The following is a 12,514-nucleotide window of genomic DNA, read 5'->3' as shown; positions in this document are numbered from 1 at the left end:
GAAGCTGGTTATAAACCAGCTTTTCTTTTCTTCTCTTCAATTTTTTCACGGTACATTGCAACTTCGTCTTCAGCACAATAAACATAGTGTCCATTGAGAATTTCACGGAGCTCACGATCTTTCCCATCTGCCGCTGCAGGCTGGTAAACGATCCGTTTACGTGTGCGTTCATAGTCTGGATCTGGTAATGGAATCGCAGAAAGTAAACTTTCTGTATAAGGATGAACGCCGAAATTATAGACATCATCACTTGTGCCCATTTCCAATAATTTCCCACTGTGCATTACGCCAATTCGGTCACTGATATGTTTTACCATCGATAAGTCATGTGCAATAAACAAGTAAGTTAAGCCTTGTTCTTTTTGTAAATCTTGTAATAAGTTTACTACTTGAGCTTGAATCGACACATCCAAAGCCGAAATCGGCTCATCACAGATAATGAAACGTGGATTAACCGCTAAAGCACGAGCAATCCCAATCCGTTGACGTTGCCCACCAGAAAACTCATGAGGATAACGCGTACTGTGACTTGGATTTAATCCCACCGTTTTTAAAAGTTCATTGACTTTTTCTTCCCGCTCTTTTGGTGTTTTAGCTAATCCATTGACATCGATTCCTTCAGCAATAATATCATTGACTTTCATTCTTGGATTCAATGAAGCATATGGATCTTGGAAGATCATTTGAACATCGCGGCGGAATGCTTGCATGTCCGCTTTTGATTTAATTTTGCTAATGTCTTTTCCATCGAAAAGAATTTCACCAGCAGTTGGATCATATAAACGAATGACACTGCGACCAGTTGTTGATTTTCCACTTCCTGATTCGCCAACTAATCCAAAGGTTTCGCCTTCAAAAATATGAAAACTAATGTCATCAATGGCTTTTACTTCGTCTTTACGACCAACATTGAAATACTGTTTCAAACCAGTGACTTCTAATAGGACTTTTTTCTCTTCTGCCATTAATTACTACCTCCTGGATTTTTTTGACGCTCTGCATAAATTGCCCAACGACGAACAATCTCTGCTGGAGGCGTAACTTTTGGTGCTTGTGGTGCTAATAACCACGTTGCTGCTTTGTGTGTCGGTGATACTTCAAAATAAGGTGGTTCTTTTTCTGTATCAATTTTTAAAGCAAACTCATTCCGTGGATAGAAGGCATCTCCAGTTGGTGGATCTAATAAATCTGGAGGTGAACCTGGAATCGCATAAAGTTTGTCTTCTGTTCCTTCCATCGTTGGCATTGACCCTAAAAGTCCCCAAGTATATGGATGTTGTGGATTATAGAAAATTTCTTCTGCTGTTCCCACTTCAACCAGACGTCCACCGTACATGACAGCGACACGGTCAGCCACGTTCGCTACTACCCCTAAATCATGGGTAATGAAAATAATCGAAGTGCTAATTTTTTCTTGTAAGTCTTTTAATAACTCTAAAATTTGTGCTTGGATGGTTACATCCAACGCTGTAGTTGGTTCATCTGCAATTAGAACTTCTGGATAACAAATTAAAGCAATTGCAATGACAATCCGTTGACGTTGTCCACCAGAAAATTGGTGCGGATAGTTTTTCAAACGTTTTTCAGCATTAGGAATGCCGACTAATTTTAGTAATTCTAATGCTTGCGCTAAGCCTTCTTTTTTTGAGACTTTATTATGTTTGATTAATGATTCCGCCACTTGTTTGCCAATTGGCATCGTTGGGTCTAATGAAGTCATCGGATCTTGGAAAATCATTGCGATTTCTTTACCACGAATGGCTTGCATTTGTTTTTCTGTTTTATGAACAATATCTTGCCCTTTAAACAAAATTTCCCCGTTATCAATATTGGCATTACTGCTCAACAAACGCATAATACTGCGAGTTGTAACAGATTTACCACTCCCTGATTCACCTACGATGGCTAACGTTTCACCTTTATAAAGATCAAAACTCACACCACGAATGGCGTTGACTTTACCTGCAAATGTATCAAAGGAGATTCTTAAGTCTTTAACTTCTAATACTTTTTCCATAGTCATTCACCACTCTTACTCTTTCATCTTAGGATCAAATGCGTCACGTAAACCATCAGCTAACAAGTTGAAACAAATCATGATAACTGAAAGTGTTGCCGCTGGAATCCACATTAAATATGGAAGGAAACGGAAAGTTTTGTATCCTTCGTTTAACAAGGTTCCTAAAGATGCGGTTGGTGGACGTAAGCCTAACCCAATAAAACTTAGGAACGCTTCAAAGAAAATTGCCGATGGGATACTGAACATCATTTGGACAATAATGACACTTGAGATATTCGGTAAAATATGTTTAATAGCAATTTTCCAACGAGATTCGCCCAATGTTTCTGCTGCCATGACAAACTCTTGGTCTTTTAGTTTCATGGTCTGGGCTCGCACAATCCTGGCCATTGATATCCAGTTTGTAATAACCATGGCTAAAACAATCGAAACAATCCCTGGATCAAAGACTGTTAGCATCAAGATCATAACAACTAAGTTAGGAATACCAGAAAGAACTTCTAAAATACGTTGCATCACTGTATCGACACGACCGCCGACTAACCCGGAAATCAGTCCATACGTTACCCCAATCGTAATATCTAGAATCGCCGCGATAAACGCAATTAATAAGGAAATACGTGTTCCCATAAATAAACGACTTAGGACATCACGACCTAAACCATCTGTTCCTAGATAAAAGTTTACGTTATCTGGAACGTTTGCTTGTGCATATTTATCAACTAATTGACCAGCAACTGTTGTTTTACCATTTAAACCATTCACGCTTTCCAAGCCAGGAATTCGTGGTGGTAAGTTAATGTAAGAAACATTTTGTTTCGTTGGGTTATGTGGTGAAACCCAAATGGTAATAATAGAGATAAAGATAATAACTGCTAAGAAACTCATTGAGATAACTGCAGCTTTATTCTTTTTCAAACGACGCCATGAGTCTTGTAAGAAACTTAAAGACGGTGTGGCAATACGCTCTCTTTCTTTTAGAGTTGAAGTGTTTAGAGGCTGAAACTCATCTGCCGGAATATCTTTAATCGCTTGTGGTAGATTATTTTTATTGACTGTTTCCATTAGCCTTTTGCACCTCCTGATACGCGAATTCTTGGATCAATTAAACCATAAAGTAAGTCAACAATCAGAATTACAACAACTAACATTGTTGAATACAAAATAGTTACTGCCATAATTGTTGGATAGTCGTTTGTCATAATTGATTTTACAAACTGTTCCCCAATTCCAGGGATGGCAAAAATATTTTCTACTACTAAAGAACCTGTCATTAAACCAACGGCTAAAGGTCCTAATAAGGTAATCAATGGAATTAAACTGTTTCTTAACCCGTGGCGGAATGCAACTTGCCAGCGACTCAAGCCTTTTGCTTTGGCTAATTCGACATAATCACTATGCAAGACCTCTACCATCTCGGTTCGAATAAACCTAGCCGAATCGGCCATTGGACTCATTGCCAAGGCAATAGTTGGCAAGATTGTGTATGCAAAACCATTCCACATAGCAATTGGTAAGATTCTTAATTTCATTGCAAAAATGTATTGTAATAATACCGCGAAAACAAAGTTTGGAATAGAACGACCTAAAATGGCTAACAATGTTGCCAACGTATCTACCCAAGTATTTTGACGCATCGCTGCGATAATCCCCAATAAAATACCGACTAACGTACCAAAGATAATCGCTTGTCCTCCCAGTTGAAGGGACGGCCCAATTCGACCAGCTAATAACTTAGCAACAGGTTGGTTTTTAAATTGGAATGAAATACCAAAGTCTCCTGTTACCAGGTTCTTTAAGTAAATTCCGTATTGAACAATCACTGGTTTATCTAAGCCAGATTGTTTATTCAACATAGCGATTGTTTCTGGACTAAGTTTTTCTTGGTTGGTATAAGGCGTACCTGGTAATAATTGCATTAAGAAAAACGTAATCGTTGCGATTAACCACAAAGTGATAATCATGAAAAAGATCCGTTTAAGAAAATATTTTCCAAAACTATTCAATAATGACACCTCCGAGATTTTTTTGACTTCCTCAGTTATTTTCGTTAAAGTAATGACTAGATAGACCACAATAATAGATAGGGTGAACACATGAAAACTTTTAAATGGCCAATTATTACAGCCGTTATTTCCAGTATCGGCATTTTTCTTTACTTATTAATAAGTAAAGAACCTATCACTACCTCCTCATTATCAGATACCTTCTTTATCGTTTCGCTTTTCTTTTTAATTATCGGCATTGCTTTATGGATTATGTCCTCTGGCTTTTTCGATAACTTTCAGCGCTCAATGAAAAACGCGTTTCGTTTTAAAAAGAAAAATGAACCGAAAGAGTTTATCCCGCTTTCAGTCATTGGCGATGCACATCGCTCTTTCTGGCTAAAAACTGGGGGCATCTTACTGATTCTGTCTTTAGGCTTTCTACTATTTTACTTGGTCTAAGACAAGATAGCAAGAGGACCGTTGCCTTTTATTCCATGGCAAAGGTCCTTTTTTGTTTGCTATCGATCTTTTGTCAAGTTATTCTGAAATGTATGCCCATTTGTAGTCATACGTTGCGCCAGCAGGATGAACTGCGACATCTTTGACTTTTTCAGCACGTAAATGCGCTTCTGATTTTTGGAATAATGGTACCACACCCATGTCTCCCATAATCGTTTTCTCTGCATTTAACATATCATCCCAACGTTTTTCAGGATTTGTCGCATCTGCGCTACTTGCTGCTTTCACTAACTTGTCAAACTCTGCATTGTTATAACGTCCACGGTTATATGAGTTATCTGAAGCAAATAAGTCTAAGAAACTACTTGGATCAGCATAGTCAGCACTCCAACCACCGATTACTGCATCAAAGTCGCCTTTGTTTGAACGATCTAAACGAACAGAGAATGGAACCGGACTAACCGTTACCTTCACACCATCTAAAGCATCTTGAATTGACCCTTGAACAAATTCAACTGTTTTCTTAGAAGAATCTGCATCTGAAGAAAGAATATCCATTGTTAAGGTTGAAATCCCCAATTCTTTTTTCGCTTTTTCCCAGTATTCTTTAGCTTTTTTCGTATCATATTCAATTTGACTACCTGCTTCTTTAGCAAAGTCTTTGCCGCCACTTGGGTCTTTTGCCATATCTGCTGGTACTAAACCGTTTGGCTCGATAGAACCATCCCCTAAGATTGATTCAACTAACGCTTTACGGTCGATTGAGTAAGAAATTGCTTTACGTAAGTTCGCATTTCTAAATGGTGATTTTTCATCACGTTGATTTAGTTCCATATATTGTGTTGATGCTTCTTTTTGACTAACAAAAGCTGGGTCATTGGCCATTTGTTGGGCTAATTCACCAGAAAGAACGACATCGTCTGTTTGTCCATCTTGGAACAAGTTCAACGCAGTTGGTGATTCTTTCACGACATTCACATCTACTGAGTCCAGTTTCACTGTGTCTTTATCCCAATATTGATCGTTTTTCTTGAATGACCATTTTGTATCTGTACCAGGACCATCAAAGCCGTCTAAGACGAATGGACCATTGTAGACAGCACTTTCGCTGTTTGATGCATAATTTTTACCATATTTTTCCACAATATCTTGACGTTGCGGGAAGAATGATGGGAAAGCTAATAAGTAATCAAAGTATGGTGTTGCTTTTTCTAGAGTGATTTCTAATTCTGTATCACTGACTGCTTTAATTCCTAATTCTGATTTATCTTTTTCCCCTTTAGCAATGGCATCACCATTTTTTACAGAGGCATACAGATAAGCATATTCAGAAGCTGTCGCTGGATCAACTGTTCGTTGCCATCCGTAAACATAGTCATTAGCAGTCACTGGTTTACCGTCTGACCATTTTGCATCTTTATTTAATTTAATTTTGTATGTTAGTCCATCTTCAGAAACTTCTGCTTTTTCCGCTGCACCTGCAGGTTGGACTTTGTTATCTTTGTCTAAACGATAAATTCCTTCATATACATTATTTAATGCAATAAAACTAATTCTGTCTGTTGCTAGTGATAAATCAGCTGTTGGCATTTCTTGTTGTTCTGTGACACGTAAAACTTGTTCGCCACTTGCCTTACCGCCACCAGACGCGCTTGAGCTATCTGACGTTCCGCCGCCTCCACAAGCCGCTAAAGTTGTTACGCTAAATAATGTAATCACACCGAATGTTAATGACTTTTTCAATTTCATAGTGTTGCCTCCTAAAATAATGCAATCTGTATTTTCTGAAAAATCAGAATTTAATAATTATTTATTGCTATGGAATATATCTTACATTTTTCATATTAAAATTGCAAGTCAAAATGTTAACTTTTTTTAATTTTTCTTCTCTTCCTATCAGAAACCACTCTTTTTCTTCCTGTCTTTTATTGCAATTCTTTTGTCAGTTTTCTAAACATTATGGTAAATTAGGAAGTAAAGGAGTGACAAAATATGAAAAATTCTACGTTTTTAAAGGATTTGTTTGCTATTGATAAAGCAAATGACGAATTATTTCGGTTAGTTGGTGTCGCAATTTGTATGGCAATTCCATTATTAATTGGTTATTTTTCCAATAATTTACTCATTGGGACCTTTGGCTCGATGGGCATTTATACGTTTATTTATTATCAGCCGCTTCCTTTGCCCCAATTATTGCGCAGACTGAATATTGTTGGCTTTTTTATTGTTCTGGGCAACAGCTTAGGAATGCTAAGTCACCATGTACCTTGGTTGATTCCCATTACAATTGCCATCGTCGCTTTTCTTGCACGCTTACTTTTTAGATTGTATGGCATTGAGAAGCCTGGTGCTTTGTTAGTTATCATGTCAACCGCAATGGGAACAAGCAACAATTTTCCTTTACATAAGATTCCCATCATGGCCAGTTTTGTTCTTTTAGGAGTAGTGACCGGCATTATCATGGGCATTGTGCTTCATTTCATCGACAAGCGCCCCTACGTTTTTCAAAAACGGATGTCTCTTCAAGAACGACTTTATATTGATCCCGCTTCTTTATTAGATGCTTTGCATTATGCGGCCATTTTATTTTTAGCGGCTTATTTAAGTCAATCGCTTCATTTAGTCAACGCTTATTGGATGACGTTTACTTGCGCAGCCATTTTACAAGGGGAAAATTTACATTCTGTGATGCAGCGAAATGTGCAACGGATTCTAGGTACGAGTCTTGGGTTGTTGCTTTCTGCAATTTTATTAATGATTCCCTTTACACCTTTACAAACAATCGGTATCATTAGTATTCTATATGCAGCTTTTGAAGGATTCATTAACAGAAACTATGCGATTGCCAGCTTTTTTATTACCCCGATGTCCTTATTATTATCAAATCTTGCACGACAGCAAGTCATTAGTAATCTTTTAAACTATCGATTAGTCGGGATTGTGTTAGGTAGTTTACTTGGTTTTGCCGGCGCTTATGTTTTCACAACTGCGCTACGTTTCTATAATCGGGCCTACTCAATTGATGAAACCTTTGAAAATCAACAAGAAGAAAGAGGCGTTTTATGAAAATAACTTATCCCTTGCCACCAAATCTACCAGAACAACTTCCTCTATTAACGAACTGTCAATTAGAAGATGAGGCAATCTTAGAAAATCATTTGTATCAGCAGATTGATTTACCGAATCAAGAAGTTCGTAACTTAGTCTTTCGGGATGCTGTTTTCGATCATCTTTCATTAGCAAATGGCCAGTTTGCTTCTTTTGATTGTAGTAATGTGCGTTTTGAAGCTTGCGATTTTTCTAACGTCGAATGGCTGTCTGGTAGTTTTCATCGAGTGACTTTCCTTCGTTGCAATTTGACAGGAACGAATTTTGCAGATAGCTATTTAAAAGATTGCCTATTTGAGGATTGCAAAGCCGATTATGTTTCTTTTCGTTTTGCAAATTTTAATCTTGTTCACTTTAATCAGACACGTTTAGTCGAAAGTGAATTTTTCGAGGTCACCTGGAAGAAACTCCTGCTAGAAGCTTGCGATTTAACCGAAAGTAATTGGCTAAATACTTCTTTAAAAGGATTGGATTTTTCCCAAAACACCTTTGAACGCTTGACTTTCTCACCAAACTATTTATCAGGTCTTAAAGTCACCCCTGAACAAGCCATTTATTTGGCAAGTGCCCTTGGTTTGGTGATTACCTAAGAAAATTTTAAAAAAATAGCCGAATAACTGGTTCTGTCGGTTCTTTCTTATTAAATTGTTATTAATTTTTTGGAAAAACCAACGGAACCATTTTACTTGTGCCTTATTTTTAGGTAAACTATCTTAGGTTAAGCAATCTCTTTTTTTGGAACAAGAGAAACTTTTGGAATCATTTCCTATAAATCATGAAGAGATTATGACAAACGTTCTTCTAATCCAAGAACGTCTTTTGTCCTATACTCGATTCTACTCAAAAGGAATGTCAGTGAATGAATATAAAAAAACAAGGCCTCGGTCAAGCGACGGGAAAAATCATTTTAATGGGGGAACACGCCGTTGTTTACGGCGAACCAGCAATCGCCTTTCCTTTTCAAGCGACAGAAATCACAGCCGTCTTTACCCCGGCAAAAACTATGCAGATAGATTGTGCATATTTTACAGGATTGCTTGAAGACGTGCCCCAAGAGCTAGCAAATATCAAGGAAGTTGTTCAGCAAACCTTACATTTTTTAAAGGAAGATACGTTTAAAGGCACTTTGACCTTAACAAGTACGATTCCCGCTGAACGAGGAATGGGCTCAAGCGCAGCAACCGCTGTGGCCATCGTTCGAAGCCTTTTTGATTATTTTGATTACGCTTATACATATCAAGAATTGTTTGAGCTTGTTTCCTTAAGTGAGAAAATTGCTCATGGCAATCCTAGTGGTATCGATGCCGCAGCAACAAGCGGCGCTGATCCCTTATTTTTTACTAGAGGATTTCCGCCCACACATTTCTCGATGAATTTATCTAATGCCTACTTAGTAGTAGCTGATACGGGAATTAAAGGTCAAACACGTGAAGCCGTGAAAGACATTGCGCAGCTAGCTCAAAATAATCCCACAGCAATCGCTGAAACAATGAAACAATTAGGTTCTTTTACTAAAGAAGCAAAGCAAGCAATTTTACAAGATGATAAACAAAAATTAGGTCAGCTAATGACGTTAGCGCAAGAGCAACTCCAGCAATTAACCGTCAGCAACGATATGCTGGATCGACTAGTGGCTCTCTCTTTAGAACATGGCGCTCTAGGAGCAAAATTAACCGGTGGCGGTCGCGGTGGCTGTATGATTGCCTTAACAGATAATAAAAAGACCGCACAAACCATTGCACAGACTTTAGAAGAAAATGGAGCTGTTGCTACATGGATTCAATCATTAGAGGTGAAAAAGTAATGCTTTCAGGAAAAGCACGAGCGCATACAAATATTGCTCTGATTAAATATTGGGGAAAAGCCAATGAAGAATACATTTTACCAATGAATAGTAGTTTATCATTAACATTAGATGCCTTTTACACAGAAACAACTGTGACATTTGATGCCCATTATTCAGAAGATGTATTTATTTTAGATGGTATCTTGCAAAACGAAAAACAAACAAAAAAAGTCAAAGAATTTTTGAACCTTGTTCGTCAACAAGCCGATTGTACTTGGTTTGCAAAAGTAGAAAGTCAAAATTTTGTGCCTACTGCAGCTGGTTTGGCTTCTTCAGCGAGTGGTCTAGCTGCTTTAGCAGGGGCCTGTAACGTAGCCTTAGGATTAAATCTTTCAGCAAAAGACTTATCACGTTTAGCGCGACGTGGTTCAGGTTCTGCTTGTCGTAGTATTTTTGGTGGTTTTGCTCAATGGAACAAAGGCCACTCTGATGAAACGTCGTTTGCTGAAAATATTCCAGCCAATAATTGGGAAAACGAATTGGCCATGCTATTTATCTTAATTAATGATGGCGAAAAAGATGTTTCCAGCCGTGATGGAATGAAACGAACAGTAGAAACTTCTAGCTTTTATCAAGGTTGGTTGGACAATGTGGAAAAAGATTTATCCCAAGTTCATGAAGCAATTAAAACAAAAGACTTCCCTCGTTTAGGAGAAATCATTGAAGCCAATGGGTTAAGGATGCATGGAACAACCTTAGGCGCTGTCCCTCCATTTACTTACTGGTCCCCAGGCAGTTTACAAGCGATGGCTTTAGTTCGCCAAGCACGGGCCAAAGGAATTCCTTGTTACTTTACAATGGATGCAGGTCCGAATGTCAAGGTCTTAGTCGAAAAGAAAAACTTAGAAGCATTAAAAACATTTTTAAGTGAACATTTTTCAAAAGAGCAGTTAGTCCCAGCTTTTGCTGGTCCCGGAATTGAATTGTTTGAAACGAAAGGAATGGATAAATAAGCATGATTGAAGTTACTACGCCAGGAAAGTTATTTATTGCAGGAGAATATGCCGTTGTTGAACCTGGCCACCCTGCCATTATCGTTGCTGTGGATCAATTCGTAACTGTAACTGTCGAAGAAACAACAGATGAAGGCAGTATTCAATCTGCACAATACAGCTCTTTACCTATTCGTTGGACACGCCGAAATGGTGAGCTCGTATTAGATATTCGCGAAAATCCTTTTCATTATGTTCTAGCGGCGATTCATCTAACTGAAAAATATGCGCAAGAGCAAAACAAAGAATTGTCATTTTATCATTTAAAAGTGACGAGTGAATTAGATAGTTCAAATGGACGAAAATATGGTCTTGGTTCAAGCGGTGCAGTAACCGTTGGAACTGTCAAAGCCTTGAATATTTTTTATGACTTAGGTTTGGAAAATGAGGAAATTTTCAAATTATCAGCATTAGCTCACTTAGCCGTTCAAGGAAATGGTTCTTGCGGAGATATCGCCGCCAGCTGTTACGGGGGCTGGATTGCCTTTTCAACCTTCGATCATGATTGGGTCAATCAAAAAGTAGCCACTGAAACATTAACTGATTTGTTAGCAATGGACTGGCCTGAATTAATGATTTTTCCGTTAAAAGTACCGAAACAACTACGTTTACTAATTGGTTGGACAGGTAGTCCTGCGTCCACTTCAGACTTAGTTGATCGAGTTCATCAATCAAAAGAAGAAAAACAAGCGGCTTATGAGCAGTTCTTAATGAAAAGTCGGCTTTGTGTCGAAACAATGATTAATGGCTTTAACACAGGAAAAATTTCTGTTATTCAAAAACAAATTACTAAAAATCGCCAATTGCTCGCCGAATTATCTTCACTGACTGGTGTGGTAATCGAAACAGAAGCCTTGAAAAATCTTTGTGATTTGGCTGAATCTTATACAGGAGCTGCGAAATCTTCTGGCGCTGGCGGGGGCGATTGTGGGATTGTAATTTTCCGCCAAAAATCTGGGATTTTACCATTAATGACTGCTTGGGAAAAAGACGGAATTACCCCACTGCCACTTCACGTCTATACCTATGGTCAAAAGGAGTGTAAGGAGAAGCATGAATCGAAAAGATGAACATCTATCATTAGCTAAAGCGTTCCACAAAGAAAAAAGTAATGACTTTGATCGTGTGCGTTTTGTTCACCAATCGTTTGCTGAATCCGCTGTTAACGAAGTGGATATTTCCACTTCGTTTCTTTCTTTTCAGCTTCCCCAACCTTTTTATGTCAATGCAATGACAGGTGGTAGTCAGCGTGCAAAAGAAATTAATCAGCAATTAGGCATTATTGCCAAAGAAACTGGCCTTTTAGTTGCGACAGGATCTGTCTCGGCAGCGTTAAAAGATGCTAGTTTAGCGGATACGTATCAAATTATGCGAAAAGAAAACCCAGATGGACTCATTTTTGCCAATATTGGTGCAGGCTTGGGTGTGGAAGAAGCAAAGCGAGCGCTTGATTTATTTCAAGCGAATGCCTTACAAATCCATGTAAATGTGCCCCAAGAATTGGTCATGCCTGAAGGAGATCGTGATTTCACTAATTGGCTAACCAAGATTGAAGCTATCGTACAGGCCGTAGAAGTGCCTGTCATTGTCAAAGAGGTTGGCTTTGGCATGAGCCATGAAACCTTAGAAAAACTCACCTCTATCGGCGTTCAAGCAGCGGATGTGAGCGGCCAAGGCGGAACGAGTTTTACACAAATTGAAAATGCCCGGCGGAAGAAACGAGAACTTTCTTTCTTAGATGATTGGGGGCAGTCAACGGTCATCTCTCTTCTGGAATCACAAAATTGGCAAAAGAAACTAACTATTCTTGGCTCTGGCGGTGTGCGTAACTCTCTTGATATTGTCAAAGGACTCGCTTTAGGTGCCAAAAGCATGGGAGTTGCTGGGACTATCTTAGCTTCCCTTATGAGTAAAAATGGTTTAGAAAATACCCTAGCCCTTGTACAGCAATGGCAAGAAGAAGTGAAAATGCTTTATACTCTTTTAGGAAAAAAGACGACAGAAGAATTGACGAGTACCGCACTTATCCTCGATCCAGTTTTAGTTAATTGGTGTCATAACCGTGGTATCGACAGCACTGTTTTCGCAAAACGTTAAAGAG

General features: G+C 38.5%; 12 protein-coding genes. 7 read left to right on the top strand and 5 right to left on the bottom strand.

Annotated features, from left to right (window positions below):
* Positions 1-8 precede the first annotated feature (8 nt).
* From opp1F to opp1B, 4 genes are read right to left on the bottom strand one after another with little or no spacing between them, the layout of a single operon-like run.
* Positions 9-965, bottom strand: coding sequence for an oligopeptide ABC transporter ATP-binding protein Opp1F (gene opp1F / locus IGJ03_RS03200; protein ID WP_002361357.1), 957 nt, complete (start codon positions 963-965; stop codon positions 9-11).
* Positions 965-2,023: an oligopeptide ABC transporter ATP-binding protein Opp1D gene (gene opp1D / locus IGJ03_RS03195; protein WP_002355794.1), complete on the bottom strand. Its 1,059-nt coding sequence runs from the start codon at positions 2,021-2,023 to the stop codon at positions 965-967. Before opp1D ends, opp1F begins: the two co-directional genes overlap by 1 nt.
* Before the next feature lie 9 nt (positions 2,024-2,032).
* Positions 2,033-3,085, bottom strand: a complete 1,053-nt coding sequence (gene opp1C / locus IGJ03_RS03190) for an oligopeptide ABC transporter permease Opp1C (RefSeq protein ID WP_002355787.1) — start codon at positions 3,083-3,085, stop codon at positions 2,033-2,035.
* Positions 3,085-4,026 (bottom strand): oligopeptide ABC transporter permease Opp1B, encoded by a 942-nt coding sequence (opp1B, locus tag IGJ03_RS03185; RefSeq protein ID WP_002381304.1) that lies wholly within the window; start codon positions 4,024-4,026, stop codon positions 3,085-3,087. The genes opp1C and opp1B overlap by 1 nt, the downstream gene beginning before the upstream one ends.
* Before the next feature lie 90 nt (positions 4,027-4,116).
* Between opp1B and IGJ03_RS03180 the strand changes: the two genes are divergently transcribed.
* Positions 4,117-4,467, top strand: coding sequence for a DUF3899 domain-containing protein (locus IGJ03_RS03180; protein WP_002355784.1), 351 nt, complete (start codon positions 4,117-4,119; stop codon positions 4,465-4,467).
* Positions 4,468-4,545: 78 nt separating this feature from the next.
* Here the strand turns inward: IGJ03_RS03180 and opp1A are convergent, their stop codons facing one another.
* The gene (gene opp1A / locus IGJ03_RS03175) at positions 4,546-6,216 is read right to left on the bottom strand and encodes an oligopeptide ABC transporter substrate-binding protein Opp1A (protein ID WP_101731802.1); all 1,671 of its coding nucleotides are present in this window, start codon (positions 6,214-6,216) and stop codon (positions 4,546-4,548) included.
* A 243-nt stretch (positions 6,217-6,459) separates the two neighbouring features.
* Here opp1A and IGJ03_RS03170 point away from each other — a divergent pair, with 243 nt between their 5' ends.
* From IGJ03_RS03170 to fni, 6 genes are all read left to right on the top strand, one after another.
* Positions 6,460-7,533 carry an FUSC family protein gene (locus IGJ03_RS03170; protein WP_002355782.1) on the top strand — a complete coding sequence of 358 codons (1,074 nt, stop codon included), beginning with the start codon at positions 6,460-6,462 and terminating at the stop codon, positions 7,531-7,533.
* Positions 7,530-8,165, top strand: coding sequence for a pentapeptide repeat-containing protein (locus tag IGJ03_RS03165; RefSeq protein WP_033592709.1), 636 nt, complete (start codon positions 7,530-7,532; stop codon positions 8,163-8,165). The genes IGJ03_RS03170 and IGJ03_RS03165 overlap by 4 nt, the downstream gene beginning before the upstream one ends.
* Before the next feature lie 269 nt (positions 8,166-8,434).
* Positions 8,435-9,379, top strand: coding sequence for a mevalonate kinase (gene mvk / locus IGJ03_RS03160; protein WP_002355780.1), 945 nt, complete (start codon positions 8,435-8,437; stop codon positions 9,377-9,379).
* Positions 9,379-10,374, top strand: coding sequence for a diphosphomevalonate decarboxylase (mvaD, locus tag IGJ03_RS03155; protein ID WP_002355778.1), 996 nt, complete (start codon positions 9,379-9,381; stop codon positions 10,372-10,374). Before mvk ends, mvaD begins: the two co-directional genes overlap by 1 nt.
* A gap of 2 nt (positions 10,375-10,376) precedes the next feature.
* On the top strand, positions 10,377-11,483 hold the full coding sequence (locus IGJ03_RS03150) for a phosphomevalonate kinase (RefSeq protein ID WP_002355777.1): 1,107 nt from the start codon (positions 10,377-10,379) through the stop codon (positions 11,481-11,483).
* Positions 11,467-12,510: a type 2 isopentenyl-diphosphate Delta-isomerase gene (fni, locus tag IGJ03_RS03145; RefSeq protein ID WP_375804806.1), complete on the top strand. Its 1,044-nt coding sequence runs from the start codon at positions 11,467-11,469 to the stop codon at positions 12,508-12,510. Before IGJ03_RS03150 ends, fni begins: the two co-directional genes overlap by 17 nt.
* The last annotated feature ends 4 nt before the right edge of the window (positions 12,511-12,514 follow it).

The organism is Enterococcus sp. DIV1315a, from assembly GCF_051712325.1.
GTDB lineage: Bacteria > Bacillota > Bacilli > Lactobacillales > Enterococcaceae > Enterococcus > Enterococcus faecalis.
This window is presented reverse-complemented; position numbering and strand designations above follow the sequence as displayed.

Excerpts from the sequence above, each read along its gene's own strand:
- mvk (WP_002355780.1), top strand. The coding sequence starts at position 8,435 with ATGAATATAAAAAAACAAGGCCTCGGTCAAGCGACGGGAAAAATCATT.
- IGJ03_RS03170 (WP_002355782.1), top strand. The coding sequence starts at position 6,460 with ATGAAAAATTCTACGTTTTTAAAGGATTTGTTTGCTATTGATAAAGCA.
- IGJ03_RS03150 (WP_002355777.1), top strand. The coding sequence starts at position 10,377 with ATGATTGAAGTTACTACGCCAGGAAAGTTATTTATTGCAGGAGAATAT.
- opp1F (WP_002361357.1), bottom strand. The coding sequence starts at position 965 with ATGGCAGAAGAGAAAAAAGTCCTATTAGAAGTCACTGGTTTGAAACAG.
- mvaD (WP_002355778.1), top strand. The coding sequence starts at position 9,379 with ATGCTTTCAGGAAAAGCACGAGCGCATACAAATATTGCTCTGATTAAA.
- opp1A (WP_101731802.1), bottom strand. The coding sequence starts at position 6,216 with ATGAAATTGAAAAAGTCATTAACATTCGGTGTGATTACATTATTTAGC.
- fni (WP_375804806.1), top strand. The coding sequence starts at position 11,467 with ATGAATCGAAAAGATGAACATCTATCATTAGCTAAAGCGTTCCACAAA.
- opp1C (WP_002355787.1), bottom strand. The coding sequence starts at position 3,085 with ATGGAAACAGTCAATAAAAATAATCTACCACAAGCGATTAAAGATATT.
- IGJ03_RS03165 (WP_033592709.1), top strand. The coding sequence starts at position 7,530 with ATGAAAATAACTTATCCCTTGCCACCAAATCTACCAGAACAACTTCCT.
- IGJ03_RS03180 (WP_002355784.1), top strand. The coding sequence starts at position 4,117 with ATGAAAACTTTTAAATGGCCAATTATTACAGCCGTTATTTCCAGTATC.
- opp1D (WP_002355794.1), bottom strand. The coding sequence starts at position 2,023 with ATGACTATGGAAAAAGTATTAGAAGTTAAAGACTTAAGAATCTCCTTT.